Annotated in this window: 18 protein-coding genes; 12 read left to right on the forward strand and 6 right to left on the reverse strand. The window is 60.9% G+C overall.

Annotation, left to right across the window (positions count from 1 at the left end):
- Positions 1-82: 82 nt before the first annotated feature.
- The 9 genes from H8B14_RS16800 (at position 83) to H8B14_RS16840 (ending at position 10101) form a co-directional block, all read left to right on the forward strand.
- Positions 83-2494, forward strand: coding sequence for a TonB-dependent receptor (locus H8B14_RS16800; protein WP_187316810.1), 2412 nt, complete (start codon positions 83-85; stop codon positions 2492-2494).
- A 59-nt stretch (positions 2495-2553) separates the two neighbouring features.
- Positions 2554-3123 (forward strand): hypothetical protein, encoded by a 570-nt coding sequence (locus H8B14_RS16805; protein WP_187316811.1) that lies wholly within the window; start codon positions 2554-2556, stop codon positions 3121-3123.
- A 407-nt stretch (positions 3124-3530) separates the two neighbouring features.
- Entirely contained in the window at positions 3531-5981 is a 2451-nt protein-coding gene (locus tag H8B14_RS16810; RefSeq protein ID WP_187316812.1) for a TonB-dependent receptor, read from the forward strand.
- A gap of 131 nt (positions 5982-6112) precedes the next feature.
- A complete protein-coding gene (locus H8B14_RS16815; RefSeq protein WP_187316813.1) occupies positions 6113-7033 on the forward strand; it encodes a cation diffusion facilitator family transporter in 921 nt (306 codons plus the stop codon).
- A gap of 5 nt (positions 7034-7038) precedes the next feature.
- Positions 7039-7368 (forward strand): hypothetical protein, encoded by a 330-nt coding sequence (locus H8B14_RS16820; RefSeq protein WP_187316814.1) that lies wholly within the window; start codon positions 7039-7041, stop codon positions 7366-7368.
- A gap of 38 nt (positions 7369-7406) precedes the next feature.
- Positions 7407-8660: an MFS transporter gene (locus H8B14_RS16825; protein WP_187316815.1), complete on the forward strand. Its 1254-nt coding sequence runs from the start codon at positions 7407-7409 to the stop codon at positions 8658-8660.
- Between the two features lie 68 nt (positions 8661-8728).
- Positions 8729-9109, forward strand: coding sequence for a hypothetical protein (locus H8B14_RS16830; protein WP_187316816.1), 381 nt, complete (start codon positions 8729-8731; stop codon positions 9107-9109).
- A gap of 96 nt (positions 9110-9205) precedes the next feature.
- Complete coding sequence (locus H8B14_RS16835) at positions 9206-9655, forward strand: DUF6526 family protein (RefSeq protein WP_187316817.1); 450 nt, start codon at positions 9206-9208, stop codon at positions 9653-9655.
- Between the two features lie 143 nt (positions 9656-9798).
- Entirely contained in the window at positions 9799-10101 is a 303-nt protein-coding gene (locus tag H8B14_RS16840; protein ID WP_187316818.1) for a DUF4286 family protein, read from the forward strand.
- Positions 10102-10160: 59 nt separating this feature from the next.
- On the opposite strand, the gene H8B14_RS16845 is transcribed toward H8B14_RS16840, so the two are convergent.
- From H8B14_RS16845 to H8B14_RS16855, 3 genes are all read right to left on the reverse strand, one after another.
- Positions 10161-10697, reverse strand: coding sequence for a GNAT family N-acetyltransferase (locus H8B14_RS16845; RefSeq protein WP_187316819.1), 537 nt, complete (start codon positions 10695-10697; stop codon positions 10161-10163).
- A 118-nt stretch (positions 10698-10815) separates the two neighbouring features.
- Positions 10816-11037: a hypothetical protein gene (locus H8B14_RS16850; RefSeq protein WP_187316820.1), complete on the reverse strand. Its 222-nt coding sequence runs from the start codon at positions 11035-11037 to the stop codon at positions 10816-10818.
- A 148-nt stretch (positions 11038-11185) separates the two neighbouring features.
- Complete coding sequence (locus H8B14_RS16855; RefSeq protein ID WP_187316821.1) at positions 11186-13372, reverse strand: prolyl oligopeptidase family serine peptidase; 2187 nt, start codon at positions 13370-13372, stop codon at positions 11186-11188.
- A gap of 205 nt (positions 13373-13577) precedes the next feature.
- Between H8B14_RS16855 and H8B14_RS16860 the strand changes: the two genes are divergently transcribed.
- Together H8B14_RS16860 and H8B14_RS16865 are read left to right on the forward strand one after the other, a co-directional pair.
- Positions 13578-16040 (forward strand): TonB-dependent receptor, encoded by a 2463-nt coding sequence (locus tag H8B14_RS16860; RefSeq protein ID WP_187316822.1) that lies wholly within the window; start codon positions 13578-13580, stop codon positions 16038-16040.
- A gap of 135 nt (positions 16041-16175) precedes the next feature.
- Positions 16176-17315, forward strand: coding sequence for a PepSY-associated TM helix domain-containing protein (locus H8B14_RS16865; RefSeq protein ID WP_187316823.1), 1140 nt, complete (start codon positions 16176-16178; stop codon positions 17313-17315).
- Positions 17316-17476: 161 nt separating this feature from the next.
- Here the strand turns inward: H8B14_RS16865 and H8B14_RS16870 are convergent, their stop codons facing one another.
- Complete coding sequence (locus H8B14_RS16870; RefSeq protein WP_187316824.1) at positions 17477-18160, reverse strand: hypothetical protein; 684 nt, start codon at positions 18158-18160, stop codon at positions 17477-17479.
- A 34-nt stretch (positions 18161-18194) separates the two neighbouring features.
- Between H8B14_RS16870 and H8B14_RS16875 the strand changes: the two genes are divergently transcribed.
- Entirely contained in the window at positions 18195-18497 is a 303-nt protein-coding gene (locus tag H8B14_RS16875) for a DUF2695 domain-containing protein (protein WP_187316825.1), read from the forward strand.
- On the opposite strand, the gene H8B14_RS16880 is transcribed toward H8B14_RS16875, so the two are convergent.
- Positions 18498-19958, reverse strand: a complete 1461-nt coding sequence (locus tag H8B14_RS16880; RefSeq protein WP_187316826.1) for a hypothetical protein — start codon at positions 19956-19958, stop codon at positions 18498-18500. It abuts the gene before it with no gap.
- A 135-nt stretch (positions 19959-20093) separates the two neighbouring features.
- Positions 20094-21545, reverse strand: a complete 1452-nt coding sequence (locus tag H8B14_RS16885) for a hypothetical protein (RefSeq protein WP_187316827.1) — start codon at positions 21543-21545, stop codon at positions 20094-20096.
- Positions 21546-21563: the final 18 nt, after the last annotated feature.

The raw sequence follows: 21563 nt of genomic DNA on the forward strand, positions 1-21563 counted from the left end.
CAGACCTTCTTCCCTGCCCGCCTACTCATGGCCTGGCTCGGCGGCGGCCGGTTTAGTTGCTCACGGCTTCTTCTGTTTTTCTATGCTTTTCCGTGTTCCGGCTGCGCCGGGGGCGGCGTGGCGCTGGCTGTGGCTGCTGCTCCTGTGGGGCATGGCGCAGCCGGCCGTTGCGCAGCCCGGGTGCACCCTGACCGTCAGTGGGCGCGTGGCCGACCACGAGTCGCGGGCGGCGCTGCCCGGCGCTACCCTTGTGGTACTAGGCAGCCAGCAAGCCACTCAGACCGATGTGGACGGCCATTATCACCTGGAGCTGTGCCCGGGCGCCTACCGCGTGCAGGTCAGCTTTGTGGGCTATGCGCCTGAGGTGCTGGAGTTGCGCCTGATCGCGGCCTCAGTGGTGCGTGACGTGCCGCTGCACCCCGATGCCGTGCTGTTGCGCGGAGCGGTGGTGCGGGGCGAGCGGCTGGCCGCGCCCACCACCCAAACCACGGCCACTCTTTCGGGCCAGGCGCTGCAGCAAACCCGCGGCCAGGCGCTGGGCGAGGCGTTGCAGCGCGTAAGCGGCGTAACAGCCATCCAGACCGGGCCGGGCATCTTCAAGCCCATGATTCATGGGCTGCACTCCAACCGTGTGACGCTGCTCAACAACGGGGTGCGCCAGGAAGGCCAGCAGTGGGGCGTGGAGCATGGCCCGGAAATCGACCCGTTTATTGCCTCGCGGCTGACGGTGGTGAAAGGCGCGGCCAGCGTCCGCTATGGCTCCGATGCCATTGGCGGCGTGGTGCTGGTGGAGCCCAAACCGTTGCGCGACTCGGCGGGTGTGGGCGGCGAGCTGAACCTGGTGGGCATGAGCAACAACGGCCTGGGCGCCGCCTCAGGCACCGTGGAAGGCAACTTCCGGCAGCTGCCGGCCCTGAGCTGGCGCGCCCAGGGCACGCTGCGTAAAGCCGGCACCATGCGGGCCCCGGGCTATTACCTGAAAAACTCGGGCTTCGAGGAAGGCAACTTCTCCGGGGCCGTGGGCTGGAAAAAAGACAGGTACGGTGTGGAGGCTTTCTACAGCCGGTTCAATAGCCGCATTGGCATTCTGCCGGCCGCCCACGCCGGCAACCAGGCCGACCTGCTGCTGGCTGTGGGCCGGGAGCAGCCGCTGGAAACTACTAGCTTCCGCTACGACATCGACCGCGCCTACCAGCAAGTGCGCCACGACGTGGCCAAGCTCAGCGGCTTTGTGCGCACCGGCAGCGCCGGGCGCCTGCAGCTCACGCTCAGCCACCAGACCGACTTCCGCGACGAGTACGATAAGGCCCGCCCTCGCAACGACCAGCTGGCTGCCGCCGGCAAGCCGGAGCTGAGCTATACCAACCGCACCAGCATCGGCGAGCTGCTGTGGGAGCACCAACCCTGGCACCAGTTTACGGGCAGCGTGGGGCTTTCAGGCACGTACCAAGCCAACCGCTACGCCGCTGGCAGCCGGCAGTTCATCCCATTCTATACCAACCTGACGGGCGGTGCCTTTCTGATTGAGAAGTGGCAGCAGAACCGCTGGCTGCTGGAAGCCGGCCTGCGCCTGGACCGCCGCGACCTGGCCGTGCGCCGCGCCGACCGGGACACCACGGGCGCCTTTTTCGTGGACCGCACCCGCTTTCAGTACACCACGCCCGCCGCCTCGCTGGGCGCCACTTATGATGCCTCGGCCCACCTCACGCTTAGTTTGAACGCCGGCCTCACGCGCCGCGCGCCGGCCGCCAACGAGCGGTTCAGCGACGGAGTACACAACGGCATGTATGAGCTGGGCAATGACTTGGTGCCCGGCAACGCCCCGCTCACACCCGAAACGGCCCTCAACATAGGCTTCACGGCGACGCTCCACCACAACCCGCGCTTCAACAGCGAGCTGACTGTGTACCAGAACCGCATTCGGGGCTTCATCTACCAAGTGCCGCTGCTACCGCTGGTCCAGACGATCCGGGGCGCGCACATCAGCTGGCAGTTTCTGCAGACCGATGCCACGTTCCGGGGCCTGGACCTGAGCAGCTCCTATCTGCTGACGCCGCAAGTGCTGCTGAACCTGAAAGGCTCGGTGGTGCGCACCCGCGACACCCGCGCCAACGAGTGGCAGATTCTGATGCCCGCAGACCGTGCCGAAGCTTCGGTGCGCTACGCTTGGCCCGCGGGCAGTTCAACCAGCCGGCTCAGTGGCCGCTACGTGCAGCTGGGCGGTGTGGCTGTGGCGCGCCAGACCCGCGTGCCCCGCAACTACGAGGCCCGCGACCTGCTAGCTCCGCCCGCCGGCTATGGGCTGCTGAACCTGGAGCTGGGCGGCACTGTGCGCTGGGGCCGCCTGCCACTGGAGCTGAGTGTGGCGGGCTCCAACCTGCTCAACCAGCGCTACCGCGACTACCTCAACCGCTACCGCTACTTCGCCGACGAAATGGGCCGCAACGTGACGCTGCGGGTGCGGGTTCCGCTCGAATTTGGCCCTCGGTCCTGAGGCTGACTACAACGCTAAAACACTTTCCTCCTTTTCACCTCTTTCTCCTTTTTTTCACCATGAAAAACCTCCTCATCACCAAGTCTATGCTGGCCCTGCTGATTGCGGCGCCCCTGTTCAGTGCCTGCAGCAACGACGATGACGACCCAACGCCCGACGAAGACAACGAGCAAATCACAACCCTGACCTACACGCTCACGCCGCAGGGCGGCGGCACGCCGGTTTCCATCACCTACCGCGACCTGGACGGCGACGGTGGCACGGCCGCTACCATCTCGCCGGCCACACTGGTGCTAACGCCGGGCACTACCTACACCGGCACGGTGGCTATGCTGGATGAAACCAAGACGCCCGCTGCAAACATTGCGGCTGAAGTGCTGGAGGAAAGCGACGAGCACCTGCTGGTTTTCGCGCCTACTGGGGTCAACCTCACCGTCACGGCCACCGACAAGGACCGCAACAACCTGCCTATTGGCCTGACCACCCAGGCGGTGGCAGGCGCGGCCAACGCTGCCGGCACCACCGGCTCGCTCAAAATCACGCTGCGCCACCAGCCCGGCACCAAAAATGGCACCGCCACCCCCGGCGACACCGACGTGGAAGTGACCTTCCCAACGGCCGTGCGGTAGGTTGGAGGTGACAGGTGACAGGTGACAGGTGACAGGTGACAAAGTAAGAACGTCATTCCGAGCGGAGCGAGGAATCTCGCCAGCGTAGTATCCCTAAAACCTTGTCATCTAAGAAAACTCGTTTGGCTCCCCCTCTCCACGGAAAAGGGGCCCGGGGAAGATGAGGCGCACGCGAGCTGCTTCGGCTGCGGCTCTGCATGACGTTCCTTTTGGCTCATCACCACTCACCTCATCACCAAAAATATAGCGGAGCTGGCTGCAACCGGCTTCGCGCTCTTTCTCCCTGGTTTGGTTGTGGAGAATTGCGGGAAAGCTCCGGCCGGTGGTCGGGGCCTTCTTTTATTTAAGGCCAACGCATCCTGCGGGCTCATTTGCCGTTCATTGGCCTGCGCTTACTCCTGCTTTCTATGTATCGTTTTTTTCTCACTGCCAGCCTGCTGCTGAGTGTTGGCAGCGTGCTGGCGCAAACGCCGGCCTCCCGCCCGGCCCGCACCGCAACTCCCGCCGCGCCTGTGACGGGTCGTATCACGGATGCGGCTACCGGTGAGGCGCTGCCTGGTGCCACGCTGTATTTTTCCGACCTCAAACGAGCCACCTCCACGGATGCCAGCGGCAACTTCCGGTTTGCCAACCTGCCCCGCGGGCGGTTTCTGCTACAGGTGCGCTTTGTGGGCTACACGCCGGTGGTACGCACCGTGGACACCGGCAGCGGTCAGCCCCTGGATGTAGCCCTCACGCCCGCCGAAACCGAAATCGGGCAGGTGATTGTGACGGGGGTTTCGGCCAGCACCGAGATGCGCCGCTCGGCCATCCCGACCAGCGTGGTGGACCAGACGCGCCTGCGCCAGACCTCGGCCACCAACGCCGTGGACGCCATTGCGCACACGCCTGGCCTCAACCAGATTACCACGGGCGCAGCCATCAGCAAGCCTATTATCCGGGGGTTGGGGGCCAACCGCGTCATCACGCTCAACAACGGCGCCAAGCAGGAAGGCCAGCAGTGGGGCGATGAGCACGGCATCGAAATCGACGAGTATAGCATCGACCGGGTGGAAATCATCAAGGGGCCCGGCTCACTGCTATATGGCTCCGACGGGCTGGCCGGCGTAATCAATTTTCTGGCGCCTGAGCCGGTGGAGGATGGCCGGATTCTGGGCTCGGTGGCGGCTAACTACCAAACCAACAACCGCCAGCAGGGCTATTCGCTCTGGAACGCCGGCAACCTGAATGGCTTCAACTGGCAGGTTCGGGGCTCGGGCAAAGTGGCCGGCGCCTACCAGAACCGCTACGATGGCCGCGTGTACAATTCCGGTTTCCGTGAATTGAACGGCAGCGGCTACGTGGGCCTTAACAAAAGCTGGGGCTACTCCCACCTCACTTTCAGCAGCTTCAACCAGATTCTGGGCCTGATTGAGGGCGAGCGGGATTCTACCTCGGGCCGATTTTTGAAACAGGTGAACGTGGGCGGCGACGCCGTGGCTGGCGTGCTAACCGACGACGCCGACCTACGCACCTTCAGCCTGGCCGTGCCGCGTCAGCAGATCAATCATCTGCGCATCGGCACCGACAACAACTTCATTCTGGGCCAGCACCGCCTTACATTGAACGTGGGCTGGCAGCAGAACCTACGCCGCGAGTTCGGCAACCCGCTCGACTACTACGAGAAGTCGTTGTTTTTCCAGCTGCGCACCGTGGACTATGCCCTGCGCTGGTTTCTGCCCGAAATGAATGGCTGGAACACCACCGTGGGCGTGAGCGGCATGCAGCAGGAAAACCAGAACAAAGGCGTGGAATTTCTGATTCCGGCTTACCGCCTGCTTGATGGTGGCCTGTTCGGTGTCATCAAAAAGAGCTTTGGCAAGCTGGATCTGAGCGGCGGCCTGCGCTACGACGTACGGCGCATCACGGCCGATGCCTTATTCCTTAACGACGACGAGCAGCCCGTGCCGGCCGGGCAGGGCGAAACCAAGTTTGCCGGTTTCCAGAGCACGTTTCGCAACGTGAGCGGCAGCGTGGGCGGCACCTACAATTTCAGCGACAAGTGGCTGCTGAAAGCCAACGTGGCCCGTGGCTTTCGGGCGCCCAATATTGCCGAGCTGGGCTCGAATGGCATTCATGAAGGCACCGTGCGCTACGAAATCGGGGAGCCGGACCTGCGCGCCGAAACCAGCCTGCAGGTGGATGGCGGCCTAAGCTTTGTATCCGACCACGTGAGTTTGTCGGCTGATGTGTTCCGCAACCAAATCAGCAACTACATTTTTCCGCGGGCTTTGAGCACGCCTACCGGCCAGGATTCGGTGTCGGCGGACGGTGACCGGGTATTTCGCTACGGGCAGGGCGACGCGCGGCTGGCGGGCGGTGAAATCAGCCTCGACCTGCACCCGCACCCGCTGGACTGGCTGCACTTCGAAAACAGCTTCTCGATGGTACGGGCTCTGCAGTTCGACCAGCCCGAGGGGCAGCGCAACCTGCCTTTTATCCCCGCCGACCGGCTGCAGTCGGAGCTGCGGGTGAATTTCAACAAGGTGGGCACGTCGCGCCTGCACAATTTGTATGCCCGTGGCACCGTGGAGCACAACTTCGCGCAGAACCGCATCTTCTCGGCTTTCGATACCGAAACCCGTACGCCCGGCTACACCCTGGTAAACCTGGGCTTGGGCTCCGATGTAACCAGCAGGAAGGAGAAAACACTGTTTTCAGTGTACCTGGCTTTGAATAACGTGTTCGATGTGGCGTACCAGAACCACCTCAGCCGCCTGAAATACACGGCCCTCAACTACGCCACCGGCCGGCAGGGCGTGTTCAATATGGGCCGCAACCTGAGCGTAAAACTGATTGTGCCATTGTCGTTTAAGTAAGTTAGCACGAGCAGTAGCGCGAACTTTGTAGTTCGCGCTACTGCGCCGTTGGAACTGTTCGAGTGGCGCGGGGACGCGAACTACAAAGTTCGCGCTACCGTCTACGGTAAATCACTGCGCAAAATCCTCCCATGCCCCACGACCACGCTCACCACCACGGCCCGCCTGCCGACGGCAACTTCAGCCGTGCGTTTGGCTGGAGCATTGCTCTCAATCTGCTGTTTGTGGCGGGTGAGGCAGCCGGCGGGCTTTGGGCCAATTCGTCGGCGCTGCTTTCCGATGCCGGCCACAACCTCTCCGACGTGCTGAGTCTGGCCCTGGCCTGGGGCGCGGCACTGCTGGCCCGGCGCCGAGCCACTGAGCAGTTCACTTACGGCTACAAAGGCGCTACCATTCAGGCCGCGCTGCTGAACGCGGCGCTACTGTATCTGGCGCTGGGCTTCATTCTTTGGGACACCATCGACCATCTGCACCACCCGGCCTCGGTCAATGGGCCGGTGGTTATGGCGCTGGCCGGCTTGGGCGTGCTCATCAATGGCTTCACGGCCTGGCTGTTCCGGCGCGGGCAGAAAGGCGACGTGAACGTGCGCGGCGCTTACCTGCACATGCTGACCGATATGCTGGTGTCGGTGGGCGTGGTGGTGGGCGGAGCGCTGGTGTATTTCACTGGCTGGCTCTGGCTCGACCCGGCCATCAGCTTCGTGATTCTGGCGGTGGTGGGCTTCGGCTCGTGGGGGCTACTGCGCGAAACCGTGCAGCTGGGCTTGCAGGCCGCTCCGGCCGGCATTGAGGTGGCAGCAGTGCGGCAGTTTCTGCTGGCCCGCCCCGGCGTCACGGCCCTCCACGACCTGCACATCTGGCCCCTCAGCACCCAGGACACGGCCCTGACCGTGCATCTGGTGCGCCCCGGCGGCCAGAACGGCAACCAGTTCCTGCGCGAGCTACAGCACGACTTGCTCCATGAGTTTAACATCCGCCACTGCACCGTGCAGCTGGAAGACGAATTCCCACTGATGGGCGCCCACGGCTGCTGCGACGAACAGGTGGCGTAAAGGACATGAAACGAGAATATACACGAACACTGACCGACGTAACCCTTCAACTGACAGGGGTTCTGGAAGGATACTGCCCGGTGCAGGCCGAGGGCACGGTTGCTGCCCGTCCCTTCTACTTCCACGCCCGCTGGCAAGAATGGAGCTTCTCTGTTTCCGAAACACCAGACGTTGGCGCCGTGGACATGGCGGCCATGCTGCAAGCAGACGCCTTCGGGTTTCAGGTCACTGGTACAACGGCGGGAACCTACGATGCAGGCTGGATGGAGTTTGACGAAGCGGAAAGAATCATCAAACAGTGCAGCAGGCAGTATCTGGAGTTGAAGAGCAAGTAAATCTTCGTAATCTGCGGGCCCCAAATTCTCTTTCCCGCATGAACACCGCTACCCCTGCTTCTCCTCCCAAAACCACCGGCCTGCTGAGCGCCATTGTCGTGGTGGCCGCATTGGGCTACTTCGTGGATATCTACGACCTGATTCTGTTCAGTATTGTGCGCGTAGCCAGCCTCAACGAACTGGGCGTCACGGCCAAGGAGGCCGTCACCAACCAGGGCCTCTATCTCATCAATATGCAGATGGGCGGCATGCTACTGGGCGGCGTGCTGTGGGGCATTCTGGGTGATAAGAAAGGACGCCTTTCGGTATTGTTCGGCTCCATCCTGATTTACTCGTTGGCCAATATTGCCAACGGCTTTGTGCAAACCATCGAGCAGTATGCCTGGTTGCGCCTGATTGCCGGCATAGGGCTGGCCGGGGAGCTAGGCGCGGGCATCACGCTGGTGTCAGAAACCCTGCCCAAGGAAAAGCGTGGCTACGGCACCATGATTGTGGCCACCGTGGGCGTATCGGGCGCGATGCTGGCCTACTGGGTAGCAGAAGGCTCTGGCTGGGGCTGGCGCAACGCTTACTTCGTAGGCGGCGGCCTGGGGCTGGCTTTGCTGGCACTGCGCGTGGGCGTCTACGAGTCGGGCATGTTCGAGCAAACCAAACAAAGCAACGTGGAGCGCGGCAATTTCTTCGCTCTGTTCACCAACCGGGCGCGGCTGGCGCGCTACGCCAAGTGCCTGCTGATTGGGGTGCCGCTGTGGTTTGTAGTGGGCATCCTGATTACGCTGGCTCCCGAATTTGGGGCGGAGTTGAGTATCACAGGCCCTGTTACGGCCGGGCTGGGCGTGTTCTGGTGCTACTTTGGGCTGGTATTCGGCGACTTCGCCAGCGGCACACTCAGCCAGGTGCTGCGCAGCCGCAACCGGGCGCTGCAGCTGTTTCTGGGGTTCTGCGGCCTGATGGTGGCGCTGTACCTTTTTGCCATCCGGGGCGCCTCCCCCACGGTTTTCTACGTGGCCTGTTTTGTGCTGGGCATTTCGGTGGGCTTCTGGGCCTTGTTCGTGACAGTGGCCGCCGAGCAGTTTGGCACCAACCTGCGCGCCACCGTGGCTACCACCGCGCCCAACTTCGCACGGGGCTCCGTGATTGTGCTGGTGCCACTGTTTCAGGCACTGCGGGGGCCGCTGGGGCTGTTGGGCAGCGCCGCTGTGCTGGGGTTGGTGTCGTTGCTGATTGCTTTCTGGGCCGTGAGCACCCTGCCGGAAAGCTTCGGCAAAGACCTCGACTACGTGGAAGAGTAGTACGCCTCAACTTTGAGCTCTGGCACGCGTACAAGGCGCGGATTTCATTCCGACTTCTAACCCTTCCTATGAAAAATATTTTTGCTGTATTAGCCGTTGCGGCCCTCGCCCTAACGGCTTCGCACGCGCAGGCCCAAACCACCGATTCCACTCAAATCCGCCTGCAAATGCAGCAGCAGCAGCGCGCCGCCGAGGCTAAAGCGGCACTGGATGCCCGCAAGCAGGAAAGCGCTGCCACGGCCGGTAGCGTCGATAACACCAAAGCCCAGGTCCGGGACCAGCAAAACGCTATGCGTGAGCAGAAGCGCCAGCTGAAAGAGCAGAAGCTGGAGCTCAAGCGCCAGCAGGCAGCTTCCAAAGAAGCCCGCCGCCAGGAAAGCGCCGCCAAAACCGCCATGCGCGACGAAAAGCGGAAGGCTCGTGAGGCCAAGAAAACATCAGGAATGTAGTAGTCCTGCTGCCGAACGACTACCCAAAAACTCCTGCCTCGGGCAGGAGTTTTTTCTTGTCTTTTGCTTGATTTTACTTTTCCCACATTCGCTCTTATGACCAATCAACCAACTAAAAACACGCCCAAATTCTATCCGCTGCACCACTTTGTGCTGGTACCAGCCGCACTCATCCTGGCCATTTATGGCATCCGGCGCTACTTGGCCGTAGCAGGTGAGGACTCTGAAGTCTCGCGCCTGTGGTTTACGGCTATGGCCTTGGCCATTGTGGGCCTGGGCGCACTGGTGATGATGCGCCAGCACTACGCCCTGAAGCTGCAGGACCGCCTGATTCGGCTGGAAATGCGCCAGCGCTACTTTGAGGTGACGGGCCAGAGCCTACGCCCCCTGGAAAGCCAGCTGCAGCTCAGCCAGATTCTGGCTCTGCGCTTTGCCGGCGACGCCGAGTTGGCCGACCTTACACAGGCTGCTATTCGCGAAAAGCTCAGCTCCAAAGACATTCAGAGCCGCATTCAGCACTTTCAATTCGACTACCTGCGCGTATGATATTGCCGGGCATGGGCACTTGAAAACCCAGGAGCCCGGATTTTTTGACCGACTTTTGTGTTCCTCCTTTTGCACACTACCGCTGGCAGCCTTCGCCGCCTGATGAAGCATCTGGCAGAACACCCTCCAAGACCTTACTACTTATGATTCTTTACAACGTCACGACCAGCCTCGACCCGGAAATTGAAGAGCAGTGGGTGAACTACATGCAGCAAACCCATATGCCCGAGGTGATGGCCACAGGCTTCTTCCTGAAAAGCCAGCTGTGCCGGCTGCTCAATGAAGAAGACAACGGCATTACGTACGCCTCGCAGTATTATTGCGTGAGCCTGGCGCAGTTGGAACAATACCAGCAAGTAGCTGCGCCGGCCCTTATTCAGGAAGTGGAAAAGCATTTTGGGGGCCGCTATGCCTCGTTCCGCACCATGCTGGAAGTGTTGGGCTAAAGGCCCCAACTAACACTGAAAACGGCTGTCATTCCAAGCGGAATGACAGCCGTTTTGCGTTATTGCCCTTGTTGCACTACCGCTTCTACTGCGGGGTCGCAGGTATAGGTTTGGAGCTGCTCGGCGGAGAGAGTACCGTTGTGCCATTCAGGGTCGAGGTGGGCACCTACTTTCCTGTAGAAGTTGATGGCGGGCTCATTCCACTCCAGCACCTGCCAGCGCAACCGGTGGGCGCCGGTGCGGCGGGCCTCGGCCACCACGGCATCGAACAGCTGGCGGCCCAGGCCGGTGCCGCGGGCAGCTTCCGTCACTACCAGGTCTTCCAGATACAGCATCCGGCCCTTCCAGGTGGAATACGCCGTGTAATACAGCGCAATGCCCACAATCGTCTCGTTGGGCTGCTCGGCTTCGGCTACAGCTACAGCTACAGCTACAGCTACAAAGAAGTGGAAAATGGGGTTTGGACCGAAACCGTCGCGCTGCATGTCGGCCAGCGTGTTCGTGACTTCGTGCGGTGCTTTCTCATAGTCGGCCAGCTCCTGAATCAAACCTAATACTTGCGGCAAATCGGCCTCGCGGCCCCGGCGGATAATCATAGTTGGTGAGTGATGAAAGTACGGGTGAGAGTGTGGCCCAAGGCTTGGTTTTTGAAAAGAAAAATGAGCAACAACCAAAGGCCATTGCTCATTTCTTACTCTTTATTGCTTTCTGAAGCTACATTACGGGCTGCATCTTCTTGATGTCCTCGGTGGCATTCAGGGCGTTGATTTCGCGGTTAGCGGGGTCCACTTTGCCGCCGGTCGTATCGGCCGGAGCTGGGTATTCAAGTGGCTTCACAACCACATTTTCGTCAGTTTTATAATCCGGATTGCTGCAGGAAGTAGCCGACAGCATCAGCGAGCCGGCCAACAGACCGAAAAGGAGCGTTTTTTTCATATAAAAAGCAGAAAGTCAGAAGCAATTACGTGCGTTGCGGCCGCGAAGATACGGGTTGATGTGCTGATTGTTGATGTGTTGATGATTGATTGATGCTTGATGGCAGCCAATCGTAGCAACCCAAGCCCCAGGCCCCATTACCTGAGCCCTACTTATAGGGGTTTACGCCCATGTTGTAGAAGGCAAACGACCAGACGTCAGCCCACTCCTGAATCTGGAGCTTGGTGCTTTTGCCGGCGCCATGGCCGGCATTCACGTCCACGCGAATCAGCTGGGGCTTGGGGCCGGTGTTAGCGGCCTGCAGCGCCGCCGCAAATTTAAAAGAGTGTGCGGGCACCACCCGGTCGTCGTGGTCGGCGGTGGTAATCAGGGTGGCGGGGTACGCCACCGGTTTCAGCGTGTGCAGCGGCGAGAACTTGTAGAGGTTCTGGAACTGCGCATAGTTGTCGCTGGTGCCGTACTCAGGAGCCCAGTTCCAGCCGATAGTGAACTTCTGGTAGCGCAACATGTCCATCACACCCACGGCCGGAAAAGCCACGCCGCACAGGTCGGGGCGCTGCGTCATGGTGGCGCCCACCAGCAGGCCACCATTGGAGCCGCCAGCCATAGCCAGCTTCTCGGTGCTGGTGTAGCCCTGCACTTTCAGGTATTCAGCGGCCGCAATGAAGTCGTCGAACACGTTTTGCTTGTTGGGCGTCATGCCGGCCTGGTGCCAGGCTTCGCCATACTCGCCGCCGCCGCGCAGGTTTGGAATAGCCAGAATGCCGCCGTTTTCCAGCCACAGCATGCGCGCTACCGAGAAGCTTGGCGTGAGCGAAATGTTGAAGCCGCCGTAGGCATACAGGTAAGTCGGGTTCTGTCCGTCGAGCTTCACGCCTTTTTTGTGGGTGATGAACATCGGAATCTTGGTGCCGTCCTTGCTGGCATAGAACACCTGCGTGGTGGTGTAGTCCTCGGGTTTCACGTCCACCGTTGGGGCCCGGAACACGGTGCTGGTGTTGGTGGCGAGGTCGTATTTGTAGATAGTGGTCGGGTACGTGAACGAAGTAAAGGCGTAATACACCGACTTCGAGTCGCGCTTGCCACCAAAGCCGCTGGCCGTGCCGATGGCCGGCAGCGCCACATCGTGCTTGAACTCGCCCTTCTCCGTGTATACTTTAATATTACTGCTGGCATCTTTCAGGTACGAGGCCACCAGGTAGCCGCCCACATGGTCTACGCCTTCCAGCTTCTGCTCGGTCTGGGGCAATACCTCTTTCCAATTAGCTTCCTGCGGCTTTTTCGGGTCGATGAGCACTACCCGGTAGCGCGGAGCTTTGTAATTGGTTTGCACCAGCAGCTGCCCGCCCACATTGCCCACCACCGAGTTGTTGTGCTCGTAGCTGCTGATAATGGTCGTGAAGCTGTTGGCTTGCTTGGGGTCGGTGAGGTCGCGCACCAGCAGGCGGTTGCCATCGGCCTTGCCGTCGGTGAGGTAAAGCACCAGAAACCGCTCGTCCTCGGTGGTGCCCACGGTCCGGAAACCGAGGGCCATTTTGGGGTCTTCGTACACCAGCTTGTCGGCGCTCTGGGGCTTGCCGAGCTGGTGGTAGTACACCTTATGGAATTCGTTTTTGCCGGAAAGCTGGTTTTCGCCCTTCTTCGGCGCGTCGTAGCGGCTATAAAAGAAGCCATCCTTGTACCAGGCCGCGCCCGACACCTTCACCCAATTCAGCTCATCATCGAGCGGCTTGCGGGTTTTCAAATCCAGCACCTTCATTTTCTGCCAGTCGGAGCCGCCGCCGCTGGTGGCGTAAGCCATGTAGCGGTGGTCGGCCGAGAAGAAGGTGCCAGCCAGCGCCGTGGTGCCGTCGGCCGAAAACTTGTTGGGGTCGAGCAGCAAATCCGGCTGGCCTTCCTGGCCATCCTGCTGGGTGTAGAGCACCGCCTGGTTTTGCAGGCCATCGTTTTTGCTGAAATAGAGTTGGTTGCCTTCCTGCTGCGGAACCCCGAATTTCTCGTAGTTCCAGAGCTTGGTGAGCCGCTCCCGGATTTTGTCGCGGTACGGAATCTGCTCCAGGTAGCCGAAGGTAACCTTGTTTTCGGCCGTCACCCAGGCTTTGGTATCCGGCGAGTCGAGGTCTTCGAGCCAGCGGTAAGGGTCGGCTACAGAGGTGCCGAAATAGTCGTCTTTATGGTCGACTTTCTTGGTTACGGGGTATTGCACAGGAGCAACTGAAGTGGCAGCGCCGCCCGCTGCTGACGCAGAAGCCGACGAGCCGGAAACGCCCGGCCCAGATGTCCGGCACGAAGCCAGCGCCGCCAAGGCCAGAACAGGAATTGTAAGGTTTCGCATGGATGGGACTGGTGTAGGGAGGTGCCGAAGATAGAACACGGATTTTGCAGATGCGGCCTTGCGCCCGGATTCTTTGTGTACGGGTTTGCATTTAGCAGCGCACAAACCCGCGTCAGTCAGCAGGTTTTTATTTTATTAAGAATTTGTCTAAATAAATTTTCTGCCGTTCCTTTGCCAGTACTTATACTCGTTCTAAACAAGCACCATGCATTCATTTCGTCTTCTGGGCTTAGCCACTACCCTGCTGGGGTATTCGCTTACCACTCAGGCTCAGCAAACTACTACCATCCGGGGCCGCGTCACCACTTCCGACGGCAGCCCTGCAGAGGCCGTGACAGTGGGCCTGAAAGGCAGCACTCAAGGCACTATCACCAACAGCCAGGGCGACTTTGTGTTGGACCGGGTGCGGCCGGGACAGTATACGCTGGTGGTATCGGCGGTGGGCCTGAAGTCGGCGGAGAAGACGCTGGAGGTGGTGGCGGGCCAGAGTGCCAGCGTGGATTTTGCTTTGGCGGAGAATGCCCAGCAGCTGAAAGAGGTGGTTATCAGCGGCAACCGCACCAACAAGTTCAACCGTCCGAACAGTGTGGATGTAAACAAGATGCCCCTCAGCAACCTCGAAAACCCGCAGGTGTACGCTACCGTGGGCAAGGAGTTGCTGACCGAGCAGTTGGTGTTCAGCGTGGACGACGCCACGCGCAACGCGCCGGGCCTGCAGAAAATGTGGGATGCCACCGGCCGCGGCGGCGACGGGGGCGCTTTCTACGCCGCGCGGGGCTTCGTGACCCAAAGCCAGCTGCGCAACGGCGTGGCCGGCAATGTAACCGGCGACATTGACGCGGTAAACCTAGAGAAGCTGGAAGTTATTAAAGGTCCTTCGGCCACGCTGTTCGGGTCGGCCCTAACTTCTTATGGCGGCCTGCTCAACCGCGTAACCAAAAAGCCGCTGGAAACTTTTGGGGGCGAAGTGAACGTGGCGGCCGGCTCCTATGGCTTCCACCGCGTGAGTGCCGACGTGAACCTGGTGGACCAGAACACGCCCGCCGACCAGCCTAAAACCCTGGGCATCCGCCTGAACACGGCCTACACCTACGAGGACAACTTCCAGAGCAAGGGCTACACGGGCTTCAACAAGAACTTCGCGGTGGCCCCCAGCCTGCAGTGGCGCCCCTCCAACCGGCTGACGGTAAACCTAGACGCTGAAATCTATAAGGGCCGGGGCACGGGCAAGCAGTTCATTTTCCTCTACTTCGCGCCGAATGTGCTGGGCTTTGACCGGGCCGACAAGTCGCCGTTTGACTACCGCCAGTCGTACCAGGGGCCGGGCCTGATTCAGGATTCGCGCAGCACCAACCTGTTTGGGCAGGTGCAGTACAAAATTGCTCCGGGCTTCACTACAACCACCTACCTGACCAGCAGCAACAGCTACTCGGATGGCAACTCGGCCTACTTCTACCTGACGCCATCTACTCCGGGCTTCCGCCGCCGCCGCCCCGACCTGCCCGAAGCCGCCAACTATCTGGTGCGCGCCGACCAATCGACGGACAACAGCCAGCGGCAGCTGTGGGAAGCGCAGCAGCTGTTCAACGGTGACTTCCAGGTGGGCAATATGCGCAACCGCGTGGTGCTGGGCCTGGATTTTCTGCGCGTCAACTCCGACGTGAACTTTTTGGGTGGCAACTTCGACACGGTGGCACTGGCCTCGCCGCGGCCCGTGCTGGATCAGTTTAACGGCACCAATATGAATGCCGTGTACGCCGCGGGTGGCGGGGGCCGCTACCTGGTCACCACCAAATCAAACACGTACAGCGCCTTCATTTCGGATGTGCTGAACCTGACAGAGCAGCTGAGCGTGCTGGCCGCTTTGCGCGTCGACCACGTCGATAACAAAGGGGGGCTGTTTTACTCCCCAGTGCAGGCCTACAAGCAAACGACCTGGTCGCCAAAGTTTGGCGTGGTGTATCAGCCGGTGAAAGACCGGGTGAGCGTGTTTGCCAACTACCAGAACAGCTTCAACAACCTGGGCCTCTATCTGGCAGCCGACGGCAGCCGATCATTGGCCCGGCCCGAGCGCGCCAACCAGTGGGAAGGCGGGGTGAAGCTGGACGCCGCCGAGGGCCGCCTCAGCGCCACGGTGAGCTACTACGACATCCGGGTGCAGGACCGGCTGCGGCTACTGGGCTACGCGCCCACCACATTTGAGGCCATCAATGCCCAAGATGCCACCCAGCGCAGCAAAGGCCTGGAAGTCAATGTTGTGGCCAACCCGGTGCGCGGCCTGAACGTAATCGGGGGCTTTGCCTACAACGACTCGCAGTTTGAGGATTCGCCGGAAGAAGTGAACGGCCGCCGGCCTAACACTGCTTCCTCGCCCTACTTGGCCAACGCCTGGGTGAGCTACCGCCAGCCGGAAGGTGCGCTGAAGGGTCTGGGCGCTGGTTTTGGCGGCAACTATGTAAGCGACAACAAGGTGCAGAACGCCGTGAACAACGTGTTTACCCTGCCCAGCTACACGGTACTGAACGCTTCGGTATTCTACGACCAGCCCAAGTACCGCATTGCGGCCAAAGTGGATAACCTGACGGACAAGCAGTACTGGACCGGCTACACCACCATGAACCCCCAGAAGCTGCGCAGCATCGTGGGTAGTGTAGCGTATAAGTTTTAGTCTTTACCGGCTGTCATCCTGAGCTGGCGAAGGACCTGACCACGCTTGAACGGTTCTTGTAACAACTCGTTCCAGCGTGGTCAGGTCCTTCGCCAGCTCAGGATGACAGAGCCGTTTTTCCACCTTTCGCCTCCTATGAGCACGTTTAAAAAAACCGTTGGCAAACTGCACCTCTGGCTGGGGCTGGCCTCGGGGCTGGTGGTGTTTGTAGTGAGTTTGACCGGGGCCATCTTCGTGTTTCAGGATGACATCCGGGACCTGACGGAGCCGTGGCGGAAAGTGGAGGTACAACAGTCGGCTTACGTGTTGCCCTCGCAGCTGCAAACTGCCGCATTGGCCACGCACCCCGGCGTAAAGGCTGAGGACTGCTGGACTACTTATTTCGGGCCGGAGCGCTCAGCCACGGTGTTTTTCATTGACAAGGCCGGCGCGCAAATTCAGGTATACCTGAACCCTCACACCGGCCAGGTGCTGCACGAGCAGGATCTGCGCACGCACTTCTTCACCATCGTACAGGAAATTCATATGCACCTGCTGCTACCCGAGCCGGTAGCCAAGTGGGTGGTAGGGGGCGGCGTCAGCATTTTTGTGGTGATGATGCTCACGGGGCTAGTGCTGTGGTGGCCTAAGCGCAAACAGGAGCGCAAGCAGCGCTTCACCATCAAGTGGGGAGCCCGCTGGCGGCGCGTCAACTACGATTTGCACAACGTGCTGGGCTTCTACGCGGCCAGCATCGGGCTGGTGCTGGCGCTGTCGGGGCTGTTTATGCTGTATCCGTGGCTGCTGGAGCCGCTGGTGCTGGCGGTGGATGGCGGCCAGCCGGCACCCCAGGAAATCATGAAAACTAAGCTCGACACGCTGCAATCCGCCACGGCCGCCACTCAGCCCCTCCCCGATATCGTGTACCGCCAGGCCCGTCGCCTCTCCCCCACTCACGAAATGGTGCTCATCGGCCCAACCGGCGCGGGCAAAGCCCCCGCCTTTTGCTGGACTTACAAGAAGGCCCTACACTACTACCACCGCGACGAATACGCTTTCCACCCCGTTTCGGGCCAGTTGCTGGAGTCCCGCTTCCACGCTACCAAAAGCGCCGGCACCAAACTCTCAGACATGAACTACGACCTGCACGTGGGTCAGATTCTGGGCTTCGGCGGCAAGCTCGTGGCCTTTCTGGTGAGTTTAATTTGCGCCAGCCTGCCTGTCACCGGCACCATTGTGTGGTGGGGGCGCCGCCACAAATCCAGGAAGAAGCACCAGCGGCTGCAAGTAGCGTAGCTGCGTTTTTTACAGATCTACCTAGGTACAGGAAAGGCCGTCATGCTGAGCTTGTCGAAGCATCTCTCCCGCTTCGTTGTAACGAGTGAGTTACTAACGGTAGAGATGCTTCGACAAGCTCAGCATGACGGCCTTTTTAAGTAGTCGTCTCCTTTCACCTACTACATCCGCCCCACCTTTGGAATTACCTGAATCAGGAAGCGTTTGTTGTCGCCTTCGCGGCGGCCGGTGTAGCGGCCGGTACCGTAGAAGCCGCTGCCGCCGATGATGAGCTCTAGGCTGCGGTCCTGGCTGAAGTTGAGGTTGTTCTGCTTCCAGAGGTTGAGCAGGTTGAGGGCCCGACGGTAGCTGAGCTGGTAGGTGGCCTGCTCCTCGCGCTGGTTGCGCGGGTCGCCCTGGGGGTAGCGAGCGGCCATACCTTCCACAATCACCAGGTAGCGCACGTTCTGGCCCTGGTTGGTGGCACTGAGGCTGCGCAGCCGCTCCCGCAGCAGCTGGCCGGCCTGCAGCAGCGCCGGCTTGTAGCTGTCCTGGATTTCGTCGCGGCCGGCTTTGAACTGCACGTTCAGCTTCAGCTCGTACCGCTCGTTCTGGGGGTCGTAGCGGAAGTAGCGCCCCTCCAGCCGCCGCAGCGACTCCCGGATGCGGGTAATCTGCTCCAGCTCGATGGCCTTGGCTTTCAGCTCGCCGTTGGCCTGCTTCAGCTCCCCTTCCCGGTCCTTAAATAGCTTGAAGCTATACACGAACAGCACCAGCATCACCACAAACAAGGACGTCATCAGGTCCACGTAGCTGGGCCAGAAGAAGTCGTTGCTTTGGCGTTTGTTGGAGGTGGTGTTGTTCATGAGGGAATGTATCTTGCCAACTGATTATTTGGCAATGAGCAGCAAAGACGAAAAGCAGAAGCGGAAAGCCTTATTAGCAGGTGTCAGGCAAAAGCAACAGCAGGAGCTACTTGCTTCTACGCCTGTTTCACTCGCGCATCTCAAAGAGCTATTCGATTATTTAGATGAGCAATTAGGCGAAGAAGAGTGCGATGATACACTCCGACTTACGCAGCTTTTCTTGAAGTCTCGCAACTTGCCAGTTTCTGAAACCTCTACATGGCTGGCAACGCATGGTGGTCATTGCGACTGTGAAGTGTTGGCTAACGTGGAAGAGAAGTTCGAAAAGCTATTGTAGCTACTGCGGCTTCACGCCCCCAAACAGCTTATCCATAAACCGCTGGAAACGGTTCTTGGAGGTGGCTTTCACCAGCACGGTGTTCAGGTTGGACAGCTCCGCGAGCAGCTTGGCCTGAATCTGGGAATCGACTTCCACTTTGCGCAGCAGCTCGCGCTGGGTGGCCGTGACGTCACGGCTGAGGTCGGCTTGCTGCACGTTGAGGTTCTGGAAAGGCTCCAGCTGTTTCAGCAGCTTCTCGAAGACGTTGTCGGCGTTGAGCTGCTCGAAATACTGCTGCCACTTCTCGTAGGCCAGCTGGGCCTGCCGCTCGTTGTAGGCCAGGCGCTTGTTCATCACGTCGGCGAGGCCCACGCCGGCCTGGTCGATGTGCTGCTCGGCGCGGTCCTTGAGGTTGCGCAGCTCCACCTGGTGCTTCTGGAAGAAATCCAGCATCAGCTGCACCGAGTTGTTGTTGCCGCCGATGTACTGGCCCAGGTCGTTGATGCCCTTCTCGAAGCCCCGCAGCCGGTCCAGGATGCTGTTCACGGCCTCGGCGGAGTGGTAGCCGCTCTGCAGCATCTCGTTGAGGCGCTGCTGGTAGCCGGTAAAGGCGCTGAACATTTCCGCCGACTCGCGCACCTTCTCAAACACCAGGATGTTGGCCGCCGCCATCTTGTCGTAGCCGATGGTATCGAGGCGCTCGAGGAAGTCGCTCTGCACCCGGATGTTCTGCGTCACCTTCTCCATGAGCGGGTTGAACAGCTCCACCTGGCCCACAAACTGCTGGTTGAAGGCATCGAGCACCGACTTTAGGTTGGTGAGCGAGCTGGCCATATCGGCGTGCAGCACCGGCAGCAGGCGGGCCTGCAGGAAGGTGTAGTACTGGTTCTGGAGCCGGTCGAGCTGGTGGCGGGCCTGACGCAGCACGCCGTTGCCGAGCAGCGTGAGCAGCAGCCCCACGAAGGAGCCGGTCATGGCAATGAGCACGCCGGTGAGGAAGGGCGTCAGCGCGTTTTCATCGGACACGCCGTTGCGGGCAATGCCCACGAGGCCCAGAATCACGCCCAGAAACGTGCCCAGCAGCCCCAGGTAGAGGGGCGTGGCCACCTCGGCCTGCACTGCATTATCCAGCACCTCGCTCTGCCGCTCCGAAATGTCCTTCAGAATCCCAAAATCGGCCGCTGCGCCCTTGTTGTGGCGCAGGTAATCGTTGGTATCCAGCAGGATTTCCTGGAACTCAGGCGAGGCGTTGTCGGCCTTGATGAGGTTGGAGGCGAAGGACTCGGGCGGGGCGTCGGCGGCGTACTCGGGCAGGTCGCGGCCGTCGGGCAGCACAATGCGGTGCTCCACGCGCAGGCTTTCCTTGGGCGGATACAGCACGGCCAGTCGCCGGGCATTGGCCCGCGTCCGCAGAAACGTGCGAATCTGCAGCCCCACCACCACGGTCACCACCAGAACTTCGAGAATGATTTCAAGCATAGAACTGTAAAGTACGGCATTCCCACGCTGTCATCCTGACGAAGGAAGGACCTTATCACGTCAGAACAAGCCACTATTACGAGGTTCGTTCAAACGTAAAAAGGTCCTTCGCAAGCTCAGGATGACAGACGGTGTCTACTCAAACCGGATGGCGGCTTTCTGCTCGATCTGCCAGGCGCCGGCGGCTTTGCGCAGCACGCCTTCCTCCTCCGTCACGATGCGCGTGACCGGGCCGGCGGGCTGCTGGTATTTGCAGGCTTCACGCAGGGAATACTGCGCGCTCTGGATGGCGTAGGCGTGCACGGCAGGGTTCTGCGTCACGCTGAACGTGGCCAGCTCGGGCCACTGCGGGTCCAGGTGAATCTCGTAGATGCTGTCGTGCTGGGGCTCGTCGGAGAAGTCGTACTCATTGAACACGCCGTTTACGGGCACCTTCACGTAGCGCGTGCGGGGCAGGTCGGCGGCGGATACGGCCGGGGCAGCGGCGGGCGCAGTTGGCAGCTGCACGGGCGGTATCAGGCTGTCGAACTCCTCGTGCGGGGCGGCGGGGCTGCTCACCGGGGCAGCCGGGGCAACCGTGGGCGGCACCGGAGCCGGCGCGGGCGCTGCAGCCGGTATGGGTGGTACTACCGGGGCTGGAGTAGGCGTTACGGGCTGTGGAACTGGAGCTGGAGCCGGGGCGGCGGGAGCGGCAGCAGCTACGTTGGCTTTCGGCGCGGCTTGGCGCTTCTGCAGCTCCTGCTCCACGCGCTGCTGAATCAATTGTTCCAGCTCGCGCAGCTGGGCCGGCGAGAACCGCTCGGCAGGCTTGCCGCTGCTGCCGGGCGTTGTTTGCAGAGCCAGAATTTCGTCGCGGCGTTTGTCGATGCGGGCGCTCAGCTCCTTCTGAAACTCTCCGAGGCTCTTGCGCATCAGCGCGTACAGCACCAAGCTCAACAGCGCCAGAATCAGGGCCAGAGGGCCAAAAAACTTGTTAATCAGGCTTTCCCCGGCCCCGGATGCGGCGGCTGGTGTGGGGGTAGCCACGCCGGCCTCGTCCAGACCAGCGTCGCCGGGGGCTGCGGCCGTAGCCTCGTCGGTGGTGGCGGTGGTATCGACGGTTTCGGTTTCGGCGGCGGCTTCGGCCGCGGGCAGGTCACCGATGGGCGTGCCCTGGTCGAGGTAGTTTTTCAGGGCTGTTTCCAGCTTCGTTACGCCGGCCAGCCGGGCGGCATTGCCCTTGCGGGCGGGCGAGGTGCGCAGCCGGTTGATGATTTCGCGCACCAGCGTCTGCAGGCGGGAGTTATCGGAGCCCAGGCCGTTGTACATCACGCCCTTTACTTCCAGCGGCTGGTACAGCGCCGAGTACACGCGCTGCTCGTCCGTTTTGATGCTACCGGCAAAGTCCTTGAGCGGGCCGCCGCACTTCAGCTGGCTTTTCAGCTCCGGGTGGCCCGTGTCTTCGTACACGAACTTAGCCGTGGCGCACCAGATCTGCACTTTGCGCTCCTCCAGCGTGGGCTGGCCGAGGGGCGTTTGGGCATGGCCGCCCGCCGCGAGCAGCAGCAGGCCGGTAAGCAAAGAAGCAACGCGGCGGGAAAAGGTCATAGGGTGTTTGGGTAGAAA

Origin of the sequence: Hymenobacter puniceus (genome assembly GCF_014333525.1) — a bacterium.
Lineage (GTDB): Bacteria > Bacteroidota > Bacteroidia > Cytophagales > Hymenobacteraceae > Hymenobacter.